Here is a 15,007-nt window from a genome sequence, read left to right on the forward strand (position 1 = left end):
CTCAGGCCTTGACCGCTTGCAGGACACTGGCGTAGTTGGCCACAGCCATGCCGCCCATGTTGAACAGCAAGCCGAACTCGGCACCGGGCACGCCCAGGCCGATGGGTTCGCCGGTCAGCTGGGCAAAGCCCAGGGCATGCATCGAAACCCCGGTGGCACCGACCGGATGGCCCTTGGCCTTGAGCCCGCCGGACAGATTGACCGGCAGGCGCCCGCCCTGGCGCACGATACCGTCGTCGAGGGCGCGATGGCCTTCACCGCGGGGGACCAGGCCCATGGCTTCGTAGATCAGCAGTTCGGCGATGGTGAAGCAGTCGTGGACCTCGGCAAAGTTCAGGTCGCCTAGGGTCACCCCGGCTTCGCGCAAGGCACCCTGAATCGCCCGCTGCGGCCCCTCGAAGGCCAGCACATCGCGGCGCGACAGCGGCAGGAAGTCGTTGACCTGGACCATGGCACGAATCGCCACCTGGCGGCGCATCGAACGTGCACGCTGCGGCGAGGCGAGGATGATCGCCGCCGCGCCGTCACTGATCAGCGAGCAGTCGGTCAGGCGCAGGGGCGGTGCGATCAGCGGGTTGCCCGAGGAAACATTGTTGCAGTGTTCGAAATCCATCAGCCGGTGCATCTGCGCCAACGGGTTGGCCATGGCATTGGCGTGGTTCTTTACCGCAATCGCGGCCATCGAGGCCAACGGGCTGTGGTAGCGCTCGGCATACTGCTGGGCCACCTGGCCAAACAGCTGGGCGAAGCTCAGGCCGGCCTCCTGCATGGCGTTCTGGTAGCCGGCACCGGCCAGGGCGCGGGTGACTTCGACGGTGCTGTTGCCGGTCATTTTCTCGGCGCCGACCACCAGCACCAGGTCGGCGGCGCCGCTGCGGATGGCATTGATGCCGGCCTGGATCGCCGCCGAGCCCGAGGCGCAGGCGTTCTCGCAGCGGGTGGCGGGTTTGAAGCGCAGTTGCGGGTCGGCCTGAAGCATCAGCGAGGCAGGAAAGCCATCGGCCACCAGGCCTGAGTTGAAGTGCCCGAGAAACAGCGCGTCGATCTCACCGGCGTCGATCTCGGCGTCTGCCAGGGCTTCGCGGGTGACCTTGACGATCAGGTCTTCGAGGTTGAGGCCATCCAGGCGACCAAAAGGGCTGTGGGCAGCCGCGACGATGGATACGGAATCGTGTGTCATGGTGATTTTCTTCTGTCCTTGAAGCGCGTATTCCATACAATGATTCAGCGCCCGAATCCCACGCTAGTTGGGGCAACTACTTACGCCAGTAAGTAGTGCCCGCCAACCCGGTGCGCTCCGACAAACCCGAGGCAGGACGCCCGATGACCGAAGACGCCCCGCACTTCCAGGACCTTGAGCGCCTGGCCTTCCAGGTTTCCCCCGCGCCGCAGATGATCACCGGCCATCGGCGCATGCTCGACTGCAACCAGGCCTTTGAGCGCCTGTTCGGCTACGAGCGCGAGCATCTGCAAGGCAACCTGACCCTGTTGCTGTACCCCTCCCACGCCGACTACCAGAGCATCGGCGAACGCAGCGAGCACTGGCTGCGCAACGGCCCCGGCGCCTTCTACTCCGACGAGCGCTTCATGCAGCATCGTAATGGCGAGGTGTTCTGGGCCCGGGCCCACGGCTTTTCGCTGACGGTCGAGGACCCGTTCAAACTGATGGTCTGGCATTTCGAGCGCCTGGACCGCCAGCCGGCGCCGACCATCCAGCTGACCCCGCGCGAACGCGAGATCTCGCTGCATATCGTCAACGGCCTGACCTGCAAAGAGGTGGCGCGCAAGCTGGGTATCTCCCACCGCACCGTGGAAGTCCACCGCGCCCGGCTGATGAAGAAGCTTCAGGCCAAGAACAGCGCAGAGCTGGTGTCGAAGATCATCTTCATCAGTTGAGCGGCGTCAGGCGTTTCCCTTGGCCTGCTGCTCCAGATGCACCTGCAAGGCCGGATCGATTTGCAGTGCGCCGGCCAGTTCGTCAAGGTAGGCCCGCTCTGCGTCCTGCTGGTCATCCACCAGCATTACGCTGGCCAGGTACATTTCCGCTGCCATGCCTGGGTCCTGGGCCGACTGCGCCACCTCGCCAGCATCCAGTGGCTTGCTGACTTCCTCATCCAGCCATTGCTGCAGTTGCGGGTCGTTGGTGTGACGTTTGATTTCAGCGTAAATCAACGCTTGTTCTTGCTCATCGATACGACCGTCAGCCTTGGCTGCCGCAATCAGCGCGCGCAAGATTGCATGACTGTGGCCCTCGGCCTCGGCGCCGGACAATTGATCGACCGTACGCAGCGCCTGTTGCGGGGCCGCCGCCTGGCTGCGCTGCCAGCTTTGATAGGCCTGGAACGCCATCATGCCCAGCGACGCCAGGGCGGCGTAATTGGTGCCTCCGGCGGAGCGCCCCTGGGTAGAGCCACCCGCGTTGCCCCCCAACAGCCCGCCCAGTAGACCACCCAGGCCAGCACCGCCCGCCGATGCACTGCCGCCGCCAAGCAGCCCGCCCAGCAAGCCGCCCAGACCGCCCAGGCCGTCTTGCGCGGACCTGCCGCTGCTTCCTTGTTGCGCTTGCGAACCCTGCCCGGCGCGAAGCAGCTGTTCGAGTAGATCACTGGTGTTCATAGCACCGCCCTCGGTCGGTAGTTGCTGTTTAGACAAGCAACGATAGCCCTCGCAAGGCGATCTGCCATGACCGTCTGGCCGACGGCTAACCCGGGGCTTACCGAGCACGCAGGTTTATGTGAGCATAGCCACCCCGCCCTGCCCCGCGCCCCACGAGAGGCTGTATGACGATTTTCCACAAAACCGCCCTGACGCTGACCCTGGCCGTTGTCGGCCTGTTGGCGCTACCGAATCTGCATGCCGCAAGCAAAGCCGGCAGCCAGCCGAAACCTGAAGTAAAGGTCGCGGTGCTCGGCGGCAAGTTCAGCTTCACCCTGCCGGCAGGCTTCATCGCCAGCCCCCTGAGCGCCGACGAACAGAGCAGCGAAGGCGCCGGCGCCGTGGGCACCCTGTATGCCAATGCGCAGGAAAAGCGCGTGGTCATGGTGGTCGAAAAACCGCTCCCCGAAGCGTCGCGCCCAGGTGACAACGACGACGCCTTCCTCGACGGCGCCGTCAGCGGTTTCGTCGAACGCCAGAGTGCCGGGCTGCCGGACTTTCGACAAACCGGCGAAGCGCGCCTGAACCGCAACGGCCTTGGCGTGCGACAAATCGACAGCACGGCGACCCTGGGCGGCGGCAAAACCTTGAACAGCACCTTTATCGCAGGCTCCGGCGAGCGCATGGCGGTCATCCAGGTCATTTCCCGCAGCGACCAAGCCAGCAGTCATGCGGCGCTGGTCAAGCGAATCGCGGGGCAATCCTCGGTGCCGGTTGCGCAATCTGGCAACAAACAGGGTAAATAGCGTGCAGCGCTCTAAGGCGTGCAAGGCTTTGGCGGTGTGCGGAATCAAGGCCGGTCGGAGAATCGAAGCAAGTTTCGAAGGCACCTGCGGTTGAAGCCACAGCTGTTTGCTGACTCTCGCGAAAGGCCGTTTTCGACCCAAAGCTGCCCTTCATGTCGGGGCAGCTTGCGGCCAATAGTAGTCATCGAGTGTCTACCGAAGCTGGGGCGACTCAGCCTGCCATTCCCTTACGAACAGCCCACAGCGCAGCTCAGCGAACTGAGATTATTCAGCCTCAGGAAACAGGTACCACTTCCAGCTTATTACCAGCGGCGATGAGCTTGAATTCATCGTGACAGCAAGCTCAGATCATCGCTGGTACGCCAAGCAAGGCTTGGGGCCCGTACTGCACGACTTCCCAGTCAAACGCCTTTTTGAGACCTACAGAACTGACCACGTCAAGCAGCACCTGGAGTGGCTTGGGGAACTGGGGTTTGCGAGCGACCTCGGGCTTTAGATTTCGAAGGGCGGTGCCAAATTCCTTTATCTTTGAAAGACCTTCAGCGATGATATCATAATGAAATCTCTGCAATGCAGGATGCCCTGCCTCTGCTCGCAGATCCGACCCTATCGTTTATGATGGAATCGAGAAATGGATATCAACACTCTAAAAGACTTGGCAAGCTCCTCATTTCTTGCAAGTAGCTATAGAGACTCTTATAAGTACAGCTCCTCAATAATCGAAGCCGATCCCACTGAGTCAGAGGCTTGGCTTATCAAAGGCCTATCTGCTGCAGTAATGATGGTTGATGACGACACCATTAAAGTTGAAGAAGTCCTCTTCAGCCTAGATCGGGGCTTGAAGAATCACACGCCAAGTTTTGGCATTGAAAACACTCAGTCGCTTATAGAAAACTGCTATGCAGACATCATTAAAAGCCTGGAAGCTAGTCACAAAGAAAAAATCATTGATCACCACAAAGTGCCAATGCCGGCAGGCGGCTCAGCAGTGCTCCACCGTTTAGCTCAGAAAGGATTTGCACGGTTATCTGCGAAGGGCTTCATCCCCAAGCGCATCGCAGCAATCAAGCTTCTGGAGAAATCGCTTTCATTAAATGAGAACGAAGCCTCCTTGAAGTCCATCATAGCTGCTGTAGACTCCTTTTACTCTCATTCATCAGAGTACATGGACTACTTAAAAGATGAGCCGGAAGCCACATCTTACCTGTCGCAACTGAGAACCTCGCTAATCTCAAAAGCAAATGCGGCTGGCATTCAAGTAAACACAGCACCACCTGCAAAATCAGGTTGCTTCATTGCAACAGCAGCCACAGGCAGCTATGACCATCCAAAGGTTCTAGTGCTGAGGTTGTTCAGGGATGAAATCCTTCAAAAGCACAAGCTCGGCCAGGCATTCATAGCCTATTACTACAGGGTCAGCCCTTCGATTGCTTCCAAGATTGAAAATAGCGAACTGAGAAAGAAGCTGGTTCTTGGAGCATTCATAACCCCTCTAGCCTTCGTGGTCACTCGGATTGTCAAGGCCACACAAACCAAAAAGCGATAAGATCAGAAGCTTGATGTTGCTGGGGGTGCACCTCTCAGCAACTTCAAGCTTTGACATCAAATCAAGCAGTGACAAGCAGTGATTTACTCAGTTGCCAGTCTGTCGGCGTTGTCCTCAATCGAGAAGTCATTGCCCATGATGCCCCGACGCTTCAGTTCCCAAGGTGACAACCATAGTGATGGCGTCCGTTTGTGTACCATTCCGTCCCGGTACGCCGCTCGCTGTCGACTGCGTTATGGCCGATTCTTGCCTTTCGTGAAGGGCAGCTATGGGTCAAGAGCTGACGGCTGCGGGGGTCTGCTTTCGACCAATAGTGTAGTGGTCTAATGATTCCGGACACCCATTTAGGCGAAAATGCTCGCCATAGAGAGGTGTCTGATGACCAAGCAACGTCGTACCTTTACCCCAGAATTCAAGCGCGAAGCTGCCAGCCTGGTGCTCGACCAGGGCTACAGCCATATCGATGCCGCCCGTTCACTTGGGCTGGTGGAGTCGGCCCTGCGTCGATGGGTTAACCAGCTTCAGGAAGAGCGAAATGGTGTAACTCCGACCAGTAAAGCGCTGACGCCCGAACAGCAAAAAATCCAAGAGCTGGAAGCTCGAATCAATCGGCTGGAACGGGAAAAATCGATCTTAAAAAAGGCCACCGCGCTCTTGATGGCCGAGGAACACGAGCGTTCGCGTTAATTGATCAACTCCGCGCTGAAGAGCCTGTTGATCTGTTGTGCTCGGTATTTGAAGTCACCCGATCTTGCTATTACGCGCACTGCCGCAAGCGCCGATCTCCGGACGTTGAGCGATTGGTTTTACGCAGCCGAGTGAACGAGCTGTTCACTCAAAGCCGCAGCGCGGCGGGCAGCCGAAGCATCATGCTCATGATGCGCGCGGACGGCATAGAGATTGGGCGATTCAAGGTGCGCAAGCTGATGAACGAAATGAAATTGATCAGCAAGCAACCTGGCTCACATGCCTATAAAAAGGCGACGGTGGAGCGGCCGGATATCCCGAACGTGTTGGATCGAGAGTTCACCGTGTCGGCGCCGAATGAGGTCTGGTGCGGTGACATCACGTATGTCTGGGCTCAAGGTCGCTGGCACTATTTGGCGGCTGTGATCGATCTGTTCGCCCGTCGCGTGGTGGGCTGGGCGTTTTCATCGAAGCCTGACGCTGACCTGGTTATCAAGGCTTTGGATATGGCCTATGAGCAGCGTGGTCGGCCTCAGAACGTTCTGTTTCACAGCGACCAAGGAAGCCAGTACGGCAGCCGAGGCTTCCGTCAGCGACTGTGGCGCTATCGCTTCAAACAGAGCATGAGTCGACGTGGAAACTGCCACGACAATGCACCGATGGAACGGTTGTTTCGCAGCCTGAAAACGGAATGGATACCGACCGTGGGCTACATGAGCGCTTCGTTAGCACAGCAGGATATCGGCCGGTTTTTGATGCAGCGCTACAACTGGCAACGGCCACATCAATTTAACAGCGGGCTGGCGCCCGCTGTGGCCGAGGAAAAAGTTAACGCAGTGTCCGGGATTAGTTGACCACTACATAGCAAACCCTCGCCGGAGTCTGCATACGGCCAGAACCTGTCATTCGTCTAGGCAAAAAGCAGGCTTTCAAGCACGCGTGGGAAACGAGGGGGCACCTTTCGGCCAATTGCTGCCTGTCGGCAAGGGAGAAACTTGGCTCTTAAGGCGGCCATTCCCCAGTGCTTCCCTAACCCCGTATTAGGCTCTGCGCTCGTGCGCGCCGCCATCATGGTTAGCGGTTTCAAGCTGCGGCCGTTCAAAATTAGGCGAAGGCTAAGGCGTTTTCGTAGTTGGAAAAAAATCTCGACTGACAGATTATGTCAAGCTGGAGGCCATGTTTTCTCACAGATGAACGCTTTCATACTTGCTAGCTTTGGCAAACCCGAAAATTGTGCGTGCGACCCTGTGAATTGTTAGTTAGGAAGCTCTTAAAGTCGGTTTAACCAGGATAGGTTTTTACGAATGGATAATAAAAATGCAACTTCATACAAGCAACCCACGAAAACTTTGGCTCGATCTAATGCGCTGACCCACGCTGTAAAACTTTTAACCACTCGTAGACAGAAGTCGACTATAGCCCCTAGAGCTTATGTGCGCACAGCGAGAAACTTATGCAGCGCCCTAGATTACGGCGAATATCAGTTGGCCGCTGATCGCTGTTTGGATCGTGATGTGACAGCATGGGAAGATTTCCGGGCTTCTGTAGTTGGTCGATTAAAAGCGAGAGATCTAACCATCGCATATCTCGCGGGACCTGAGCCCATGAATGACATAAAAACCTTGATTGATCTAGGGGTGAGCGCTGAAAATATTTGGGCCTTTGAAATTTCAGATAATGAATTTGAACGAGCCCTCAAGGAGGTTCGTGATAGTAATATTAGGGGCGTTAAATTAATAAAAATGAAAATGGAGGAGTACTTCGCGGCCACCCCTCGGAGATTTGATATTATATACTACGATGCTTGTGCAACATTTCCTAGCAGCGATCAAAGAACTCTACAAACCGTATCTTCAATTTTTCGAAACTCATCACTGAACCCTTTGGGGGTACTTATTACTAACTTCAGCGCGCCAGACACCAATAAAGAATCCGATCTGCATAAATATTCGCACTTGATAGCATCATATCTTTACCCAAAGCGAACTTTGGACACGACCTCAGGAAAAAGATTCTATGCTGGATCCAGTGCGGAAGAGCACGGGATGTGGGTTTCCGAGACGACTATGCACGATCTTGATGAAGATGATTCTTCTACAGTGGATCACGAAGATGATTCTTCTATAATAGAGGGCGAGGAGCCAGGTTATGAGTTCTTATTCGACAAGGTAAAGTCAAACTTTGATTTCTACTATGGCTCCTATATAACGCGGCAGATAATGGATATAGGCTCTATTATCGCCCCCACAGAGAGACTGATCAACAGCAAGCTGTGGGATAATATGTTTTTGAAAAAAGAAGAGATCATTGCCTCGGCCAAAAAAAATCTGTTGGGGAATGAGTGCGGCTACGTTCATGAGGGAGGCAATTTTTCGCTATTAAGAACAATTGACTTTCTTGATATTTATGAGGGACAAGATGTTCCGTATTCGGATAGCGAACGGAACTTTTTTCGTCGATGGATGCAGCAACTAGTTTATACCAGTGGAAACGAAAAGAAAGCCATCGAAACTATTCTCGCTTTTTATGCTTGCAAAGAGGATAAGGGTTTGTGGCGGGCGGGGATGCTAGATGTTCGGGACTTCAATTATCGGTTAGAAATGCCTCAGCTATGCGATGTACCCACTGAGGGCTTAGGCTTTTATCCGTTATTTGCACAGTTTTCCTATCCGAAGCATTTGAATATTAAAGAGGCTAAGCGGTTTACGTATGTCGCCGATGGTAAAAAGAACCGGATGTTTCTTGATGTCCTTCCTTTTGATGAGTGCAGGTATATCTATGACTGGCTATCTTCCGGTCACTTGGTCGCTAGTGACCTTGAAGTGATGTCTACCCAGTTGACGTTCAGGCTTGCACTGGATGCTTTGGTTAAAAATAATCATAACTACCAAGATGACTATCTTTATGGAGGGCATGCATTGCCAATTTCTTCCATTGAAGAAAGCTCGCTAAAAAAGCGTATTGACTTGAACGAAACACTTACATCCTAATTTATCACCCCGTGCCTGCCTGAAGCTCAATGAATATCAGGCAGGCAAAATTAGAGGCTCGCGTGAGTCTTTTCTGGTGTAATTGGTTGCCGAGTATGAAAATTGTTGATCTGGCCATTGGCGGGCATTCCATTGCCAACTAGATAAGTATGTATATTACAAGCTAACTCAGTAGTAACTCAATGACTGCTTCTGGCCGATAGCGGTCATCTGGCCGGAACCATCTTGGCTCGCTGCAAGCGCCGGACTTCGAATATTTGAGATTAAATCATCTGCTATGGCATGATGAACCGCCCAGAATTTCCAGTGAAGAGCTAGCATATGGAAGAGAACACCTCGATCGTTGCGGATATAACGACAAGTCAGCCCACTCAAGTCTTGCGTCGGAAATTGTGCGATTTGGCTCAGCATCTCGACCACTTAGCCAACCCAGTCAATATGGCACTGGATGACCTTAAGTGGCACATCAACGGAAAAATTCCGCGCAGTGCTGGTTGGTATTTTATTGAGACAGATACTCCGCTAGAGGTACTCAAGCAGCAGCACCGACCTCAATTGTTGTACAAGCAAAAAAAATCTGGAAACGATGCACCGGTAAAAATCTATGATATTGCCGGTAGCGCTGCACGCTATTCAGACGACCTAGAGGAGTTTTGGAATACTAAATTCGTGTACTCGGGGCTTGCGTCTAACTTACAGACACGAGCTCGTGAGCACACCTTCCCAGACTTTGGGACAGCAGCACTTGCTCTCTCCTTGTACCCTGAACTCCGAAAATACCAGTGGACGTTCAGCTATGTAGAATTACAGAGCTTCCTCCCTGATGTGTCGTGTCAGACAATGTTACTAACGCTAGGTGAGCAAGTCTGGCGCGCATCGAACGGGTGGCCGCTGCTGTCAAGAGCTTGAGCATACCAATCAATAAGAGTTGATACTGTTACAGGCTGCTTCTGGCAGATTTCTGGCAATGCCAAAGGGCTACTTTGGGTCGATAGCGGCCATTAGTTCAACCCTCAGCCGCCGATGCATGACGGTCAAGTGAGAGCGGGCTTGCCCCGCGATCCGGGCCATGGGCATTGTCTATCACGCGGCCATGACCCTATCGCGGGGCAAGCCCGCTCCCACCGTCTAATCGCCGTTCGAGCGGACGATCCCCCTACTGCGCAATAACCCGATACCGCGCCAAATTCAGCGCCACCAGCAGCGCCACCACCGCCATCAGCGCCCCGGTGAGGAACCCGCCGCTGTAACCGACCTGCGCGGTCAGCCCCAGCAACAGCGAGGACGACAGCATTTCGCCAAGGTCGCGGGTGCTTTGCACGGCGGTCATGTCGGTGCCGGCCTGGTCGCTTTGCCCGGCAAACGCCATCGAGGCGGTCATGATTGCCACCGAGGTCGCGCCGGTGGCAAACGAGCCCAGCCCCACCGCCAGCCAGATCAACTCGACCCGGGGCGCCACTAGCCCGCTTGCCTGCAGCAGCCAGACCAGCGCCGCCACCCCGGCCATGGCCACCGCCAGCATGAACGCCGGCCACAAGCCCAGCACGCGGATCAGCCAGGCACCGCCGCCGCAACCGAGCACGATGGTCACCACGCCGCCGCTCATGCCCAGTTGGCCGATGGCCTGCAACGACCAGCCGGCATCGTTGAGGAACAGTTTCGACAGGCCGAAGCCAGACACCGCGGTCATCGCCGAGAGCAATGCCAGCACCACCAGCGACAGCGCCCCGGGGCGCTTGATGAAGCGCAACAGGCTGGCGTGGGCGACGTCGGGTTGTTTCTCTTTAGCCGGTGCCACGTGCAGCCAGGCTACACAGCACAGGCTCGCCAACGGCACCAGGGCCAACAGGCCGAAGGCCGTGGTTTGCCCGAAATGGCCACTGAGCAGCAGCGCCCCGGCGCCGCCGACGAAGAAGCCGAACATGGTGCCGCCGACCTGGATGGCGTTGATCCGCGCGAGCATGTTGTCGCTGAAATACTCGGCGGCCATGCCGTCGGTGGCGATGTCCTGGGTGGCGCTGGCGAACGAAGCGAGGATCAGCAGGCCCACGGCCCAGCCGGCGGTATCGACACTCAGGCCGATGCTCGCCAGAGTCACCAGGCACAGCAGCACAAGGATCTGCATCGGGATGATCCAGCTGCGCCGCCGCCCCAGGCGCGGGCTCCAGTGGTTGTCGACCTGCGGCGCCCAGATGAATTTCACTACCCACGGCAGGCCCACCAATGGCAGGAAGGCCAGGGCATCGAGGGCCGCGCCGTCGTGGCGCAACAGGGTTGGCAAGGCGTCCATGGCGATGCCGAAGCAGATGCCCTGGGACAGGTACAACAGGGCGAAGGTCAGCACCATGCGCCAGTGTTTCAACAGATCCAGCATGCGAGTCTCCATTCAGATAGCGTTGGCGTCGGCAGCCCGCGCCGTACGCGAAAAAACAGTCAGGCGGCGCACCGCCCACAGGGCACTGGCGCCCACGAGCAACAGCACCAGGTCAATCGGCCATAGGCTCAGGTTGGCGTGCACCAGGCTGCCAGCCAGGTGCAAGGCGCCAGCACTCAGGAAGGCCAGGCCGGCCACGCTCAACAGCAGGCGTAGCGGTTGGCGCTGCGGCGGCATCAGCGCGGCCAGCAGCAGGCTGGCGATCCAGCAGCCCCAGAACCACGCCGTCAGTGAACTGCGCGGCAACAGCCCGAGGTTGGCCAGCGCCCCGGCGCACAGCAGCACGGCGCTGGCCGCCAGCAACCCGCCGCCGCCACCGACCACCAGGCGCAGCAGCACTTGCCAGCCTGCCCCGCCCTTCAGCCGCCGGCGCTCCAGCCACAGGTACAGGCCGCTGAGCACCAGCACTGCGGCGCCCAGGGCCATGCTGAAATGCACGACGCGCAACAGCGGCCCGGCGTGGGGTAGCCAGCGATAATCGGCAAAGTGCAGCGGCTGCACCGCGATAAACGCCTGCAGCCAGAAGCCTCGGCCACTGGCACTGCTGGTGGCTAGCGGCTGGCCGTCATCGCCGCGGTAGGCATGGCGCTCGAACACTGCGGTGCTGGGCAGGCCGGACTCGATGCCGGCCACTTCCAGCCAGGCTCCGGGCTCGCCCCAGTGATGCAGGGTGACGCTCTGGGCGGTGAAGCCCGGGTGCGCCGCCGCGTCGTTGCTCAGCAGTTGATCGAGATCGAACGGCTGGGCCGGCGCCGCCTGCGGATCGACCTGCGGTGGTGCGCCCAGCAGCTGCATGAACGCCTGTTGCGGGGCCCCGGGAAACGCCTGCCCGGCCAGGGTCAGGGTACCCAGGGCGCCAAGGCCGGACATCGCCCCGGTAACCCCGAACAACAGCAGCCACGGCCCGGCCCAGCGGCCGATCAGGCTGTGCAGGTCGTGGGCCAGCAGCCGCGGGCCACGGTCACGGCGCAAGCGCGTGAGGTCCTGCAAGCGGCCGCTGTGCAGCGCGCTGCCGGCCCAGATCATCAGCAACAGCGCCACCCCCAGCAGGCTGATCAGCACCCGCCCGGGGAAGCCGGCAAACAGGCTCTTGTGCAGGTTGAAGAGGATATCGGCGGCGTTCTCTGCCGCCAGCTCCCGGCCAGTGGCCGGGTCCAGGGCCAGGTTGCACGGCTTGGCAGGCGCGCACAGCTCGACCACCGCACGCTCGCCGTCGGGCAGGCGAATCTGCAACGCCTCGGGCGCCAGGCCGTGGCGGCTGGCCACCGCCAGCCATTGCGCCAAGGGCAACAGCGGCCCTGGCGTCAAGGCTGCCGGGCCGCGAAACCAGCTGCGCAGGTCCTCATGGGCCATGCTCCAGGCGCCGCTGAGCAGAATCACCAACAGCAGCACGCCGAACACCCCGCCGGCACCGGCATGCACGCGCTGCACCAGCGCCCGCGGTGCGCCCATCATGACCCGGCTCCTGCCCATGCCAGGCAAGGGCTGAACAGCAGCAACCAGGCGCTGGAGCGGTAGACCACGCGCTTGCAGTCCGGCGCCAGCAGCGCCCACAACAGCACCGTGACGAGAAACCCCAGGCCGATAAAGATCGCCGCATAAAGCCGCTCAAGCCCGTCGCCCCAGGGGTAGTGGCGGGCCAGCAGCACCGCCAGTTGCAGGCTGCTGAGCACGCTGCCAGCCAGCGCCAGGCTGATGCGCAGCGACCATGGCCCAAGGCCCGGGGCTGCCATCAGAACGTGCCTCGCAAGGTCATGTTGAGGCTGCGCGGCTCCCCGTAGCGGTTGTTCCAGTTGGGGTTGGAAAGGCTCTGGTAATACTTGCGGTCGGCCAGGTTGTTGCCGTTGAGCGAGGCCGTCCAGTGTTCGTCAATGCGATAGGCAACCCGTGCATTGAGCAACGCATAACCGCCCTGCTGCATCGATACGGCGCCCGACTGCGCAGAGAAATCACTCTGCGCCTGCACCCCGGCACCGACGCTCCAGCGCCGCTCCTGCCAAGGCAGCTCGTACTGGCTCCACAACCGCAGCATGTGCCGCGGGGTGAACTCGGCATAGCGCTCGCCGGAGTTGCTGCGGGTGTCCTTGAGGTATTCGGTGGTGGTGTAGGTGTAGCCGGCGAACAGGCTCCAGTCCGGGGTGATATAGCCGGTGCTTTCCAGCTCGAAGCCCTGGCTGCGCACCTTGCCGCCGCTGATGTAGTAGGTGTTGGGGCCGGCGCCGGGGTGTTCCGGGTCGACCTGCGGATTGTTCTCCAGGTCGATGCGGAACGCCGCCAGCGACACGTTCAGGCGGCCCTCCAGCAACTCGCCCTTGACCCCGGTCTCGTAGGTCTTGCCTTCCACCGGCTTGAGCAGGTCGCCGCTCCAGGTCTGCCCGGTCTGCGGCTGGAACACCTCGGCGTAACTGGCGTACCACGACCAGTCCTGGGCGAAGTCCCAGATCAGCCCGCCGTACGGGGTGATCTCGCGCCCGGGCTTGAAGTGATCGCTCGGTGCATCCTGGTCCCACCAGCTGGCCCGGGCACCGACCACCAGGGTCAGCGGATCGAGCAGCTTGAAGCGGGTCAGCGCGTAGACACCCTTGGAGGTGGTGGTGGTCGAACCCGGCGATGTGTAGGCGCCGATACCCGGCTTGGGCACGCTGTGCGGGTCCCAGCGATAGACGTTGACCGGCACGTTCAACGGCGTGGTGAAGTCCGCCGTGCGCTGCTCGGTTTGCCCCTGGCTGTAGTTGCTGCCCAGCAGCAGTTCATGGCTGCGGCCGAACAGCGAGAACGGCCCGTTGACCGAGGCATCGACGCTCTTCTGGGTGCTTTCGAACTTGTACGCCGCGCCCATCAGGCGGCCGCCGTCACCGGTGACGGGGTCAATCGCACCGTAGGCGCCGGCATAACGCAGGCTGGAGTCGGCGTCCTGGTATTCGGCGGCGACCTTGGCTTTCCAGCCGTAGTCCAGTTGCTGCTCGAGCGAGCCGAATACCCGCCGCGTGGTCCACTTGAAGCGGTCCCAGTCGACATCCAGGTAAGTGGAGCGCGGCAGGTTCAGGCTCGAGCCGTCCTTGGCCATCGGCACACCAGCCATGTTGGTCACCGAGTCGATGGTCTGGTACTGCGCGCCCAGGGTCAGCAGGGTGTCCGGGCTCAGGTCGAACTCGCTGATGCCGTACAGCAGCTGAGTGTCTTGCTTGCCGATGTCGTAGAAATAGTCGCGGTCCTCGTAGGCGGCGACCATGCGCCCGCGCACATTGCCAGACTCGGTCAACGGCCCGCCGACATCGACCTCGCCGCGGTAACGGTCCCAACTGCCACCGCTCAAGGTGGTGCTGGCGGCAAACTCTTTTTGCGGGCGTTTGCGCACCAGGTTGACCGTCGCCGCCGGGTTGCCACTGCCGTGCAGCAAGCCATTGGAGCCCCGCAGGATCTCGACCCGTTCGTACACCGCCATGTCCTGCGGTGAGCTGGCGGTGTCGCCGAGCAAGGCCGGCACGCCGTCGAGTTCGAACGAGTTGACCTTGAAGCCACGTACGTAATAAGCGGTGGTCAGCAGCTGGAACGGCTGCACGGTGACGCCAGTGGCTTGCTGCATCACCTCGTCGAGACTGAACAGGTTCTGCTGCTCGATGCGTTCATGGTCGATCACACTCACCGACTGCGGCGTCTCGCGCAGCTTGAGCGGCATCTTGCCGATGGTGGTGACACCGGGTGCGGTCACGCTGCTGGCGCTGTCCTTGCCGGTGATCTCGATGTTGCCCAGTTGCAGCGTGCCGTTGCCGTTCTCTGCAGCAATCGCCAGCGCCAGCGGATTCAGGCCCAGTACCAGGACCATCGCCAAGTGCGCCCGGCTGCGTTGCCCCATCCGTCCTGCCTTTTTGACTCCCTGATGTAACATTGCCCCGCCCCAATTTCGATAATAATTCTCATTAGTATCCTTCAAACGAGTGGGCGAACT

General features: G+C 59.0%; 12 protein-coding genes. 6 read left to right on the top strand and 6 right to left on the bottom strand.

All coding sequences use genetic code 11. The annotated features are described in order from the left end of the window. Position 1: 1 nt before the first annotated feature. Positions 2 to 1,180 (bottom strand): acetyl-CoA acetyltransferase, encoded by a 1,179-nt coding sequence (locus LOY54_RS15165; RefSeq protein ID WP_045198156.1) that lies wholly within the window; start codon positions 1,178 to 1,180, stop codon positions 2 to 4. A gap of 143 nt (positions 1,181 to 1,323) precedes the next feature. Here LOY54_RS15165 and LOY54_RS15170 point away from each other — a divergent pair, with 143 nt between their 5' ends. After that, positions 1,324 to 1,896, top strand: coding sequence for a LuxR C-terminal-related transcriptional regulator (locus tag LOY54_RS15170; RefSeq protein ID WP_045198154.1), 573 nt, complete (start codon positions 1,324 to 1,326; stop codon positions 1,894 to 1,896). Positions 1,897 to 1,902: 6 nt separating this feature from the next. On the opposite strand, the gene LOY54_RS15175 is transcribed toward LOY54_RS15170, so the two are convergent. Further along, positions 1,903 to 2,616 (bottom strand): tellurite resistance TerB family protein, encoded by a 714-nt coding sequence (locus LOY54_RS15175; RefSeq protein ID WP_093382032.1) that lies wholly within the window; start codon positions 2,614 to 2,616, stop codon positions 1,903 to 1,905. A gap of 164 nt (positions 2,617 to 2,780) precedes the next feature. On the opposite strand from LOY54_RS15175, the gene LOY54_RS15180 reads away from it, so the two are divergent. The 5 genes from LOY54_RS15180 (at position 2,781) to LOY54_RS15200 (ending at position 9,533) form a co-directional block, all read left to right on the top strand. Next, positions 2,781 to 3,401 carry a hypothetical protein gene (locus LOY54_RS15180; protein WP_258606961.1) on the top strand — a complete coding sequence of 207 codons (621 nt, stop codon included), beginning with the start codon at positions 2,781 to 2,783 and terminating at the stop codon, positions 3,399 to 3,401. Between the two features lie 631 nt (positions 3,402 to 4,032). Continuing rightward, on the top strand, positions 4,033 to 4,947 hold the full coding sequence (locus tag LOY54_RS15185; RefSeq protein ID WP_258606963.1) for a CFI-box-CTERM domain-containing protein: 915 nt from the start codon (positions 4,033 to 4,035) through the stop codon (positions 4,945 to 4,947). A 378-nt stretch (positions 4,948 to 5,325) separates the two neighbouring features. Further along, positions 5,326 to 6,488, top strand: a protein-coding gene (locus LOY54_RS15190) for an IS3 family transposase (protein WP_258606965.1) whose coding sequence is annotated in 2 segments (ribosomal slippage) — positions 5,326 to 5,578 and positions 5,578 to 6,488 — 1,164 coding nt in all. Because the reading frame shifts where the segments join, the coding sequence is not laid out codon by codon here. 450 nt (positions 6,489 to 6,938) lie between these two features. Further along, positions 6,939 to 8,624, top strand: a complete 1,686-nt coding sequence (locus LOY54_RS15195) for a class I SAM-dependent methyltransferase (RefSeq protein ID WP_258606967.1) — start codon at positions 6,939 to 6,941, stop codon at positions 8,622 to 8,624. Positions 8,625 to 8,945: 321 nt separating this feature from the next. Continuing rightward, positions 8,946 to 9,533, top strand: coding sequence for a hypothetical protein (locus LOY54_RS15200; protein WP_258606969.1), 588 nt, complete (start codon positions 8,946 to 8,948; stop codon positions 9,531 to 9,533). Between the two features lie 247 nt (positions 9,534 to 9,780). Here LOY54_RS15200 and LOY54_RS15205 read toward each other — a convergent pair whose 3' ends face one another. The 4 genes from LOY54_RS15205 to LOY54_RS15220 are packed head-to-tail and all read right to left on the bottom strand — an operon-like array spanning position 9,781 to position 14,914. Further along, positions 9,781 to 10,998, bottom strand: a complete 1,218-nt coding sequence (locus LOY54_RS15205; RefSeq protein WP_213604270.1) for a RhtX/FptX family siderophore transporter — start codon at positions 10,996 to 10,998, stop codon at positions 9,781 to 9,783. A 12-nt stretch (positions 10,999 to 11,010) separates the two neighbouring features. Next, positions 11,011 to 12,513, bottom strand: a complete 1,503-nt coding sequence (locus LOY54_RS15210) for a PepSY domain-containing protein (protein ID WP_258606972.1) — start codon at positions 12,511 to 12,513, stop codon at positions 11,011 to 11,013. Further along, positions 12,510 to 12,791, bottom strand: coding sequence for a hypothetical protein (locus LOY54_RS15215; protein ID WP_258606974.1), 282 nt, complete (start codon positions 12,789 to 12,791; stop codon positions 12,510 to 12,512). Before LOY54_RS15215 ends, LOY54_RS15210 begins: the two co-directional genes overlap by 4 nt. Further along, positions 12,791 to 14,914 carry a TonB-dependent siderophore receptor gene (locus tag LOY54_RS15220; protein ID WP_258606975.1) on the bottom strand — a complete coding sequence of 708 codons (2,124 nt, stop codon included), beginning with the start codon at positions 14,912 to 14,914 and terminating at the stop codon, positions 12,791 to 12,793. Before LOY54_RS15220 ends, LOY54_RS15215 begins: the two co-directional genes overlap by 1 nt. Positions 14,915 to 15,007: the final 93 nt, after the last annotated feature.

Origin of the sequence: Pseudomonas sp. B21-032 (genome assembly GCF_024748965.1) — a bacterium.
Taxonomy (GTDB): Bacteria; Pseudomonadota; Gammaproteobacteria; order Pseudomonadales; family Pseudomonadaceae; genus Aquipseudomonas.

Bases quoted from the DNA above. Each gene is read 5' to 3' on its own strand.
- LOY54_RS15185 (WP_258606963.1), top strand. From the start codon at position 4,033: ATGGATATCAACACTCTAAAAGACTTGGCAAGCTCCTCATTTCTTGCA.
- LOY54_RS15210 (WP_258606972.1), bottom strand. From the start codon at position 12,513: ATGATGGGCGCACCGCGGGCGCTGGTGCAGCGCGTGCATGCCGGTGCC.
- LOY54_RS15195 (WP_258606967.1), top strand. From the start codon at position 6,939: ATGGATAATAAAAATGCAACTTCATACAAGCAACCCACGAAAACTTTG.
- LOY54_RS15175 (WP_093382032.1), bottom strand. From the start codon at position 2,616: ATGAACACCAGTGATCTACTCGAACAGCTGCTTCGCGCCGGGCAGGGT.
- LOY54_RS15165 (WP_045198156.1), bottom strand. From the start codon at position 1,180: ATGACACACGATTCCGTATCCATCGTCGCGGCTGCCCACAGCCCTTTT.
- LOY54_RS15205 (WP_213604270.1), bottom strand. From the start codon at position 10,998: ATGCTGGATCTGTTGAAACACTGGCGCATGGTGCTGACCTTCGCCCTG.
- LOY54_RS15180 (WP_258606961.1), top strand. From the start codon at position 2,781: ATGACGATTTTCCACAAAACCGCCCTGACGCTGACCCTGGCCGTTGTC.
- LOY54_RS15200 (WP_258606969.1), top strand. From the start codon at position 8,946: ATGGAAGAGAACACCTCGATCGTTGCGGATATAACGACAAGTCAGCCC.
- LOY54_RS15215 (WP_258606974.1), bottom strand. From the start codon at position 12,791: ATGGCAGCCCCGGGCCTTGGGCCATGGTCGCTGCGCATCAGCCTGGCG.
- LOY54_RS15170 (WP_045198154.1), top strand. From the start codon at position 1,324: ATGACCGAAGACGCCCCGCACTTCCAGGACCTTGAGCGCCTGGCCTTC.
- LOY54_RS15220 (WP_258606975.1), bottom strand. From the start codon at position 14,914: ATGGGGCAACGCAGCCGGGCGCACTTGGCGATGGTCCTGGTACTGGGC.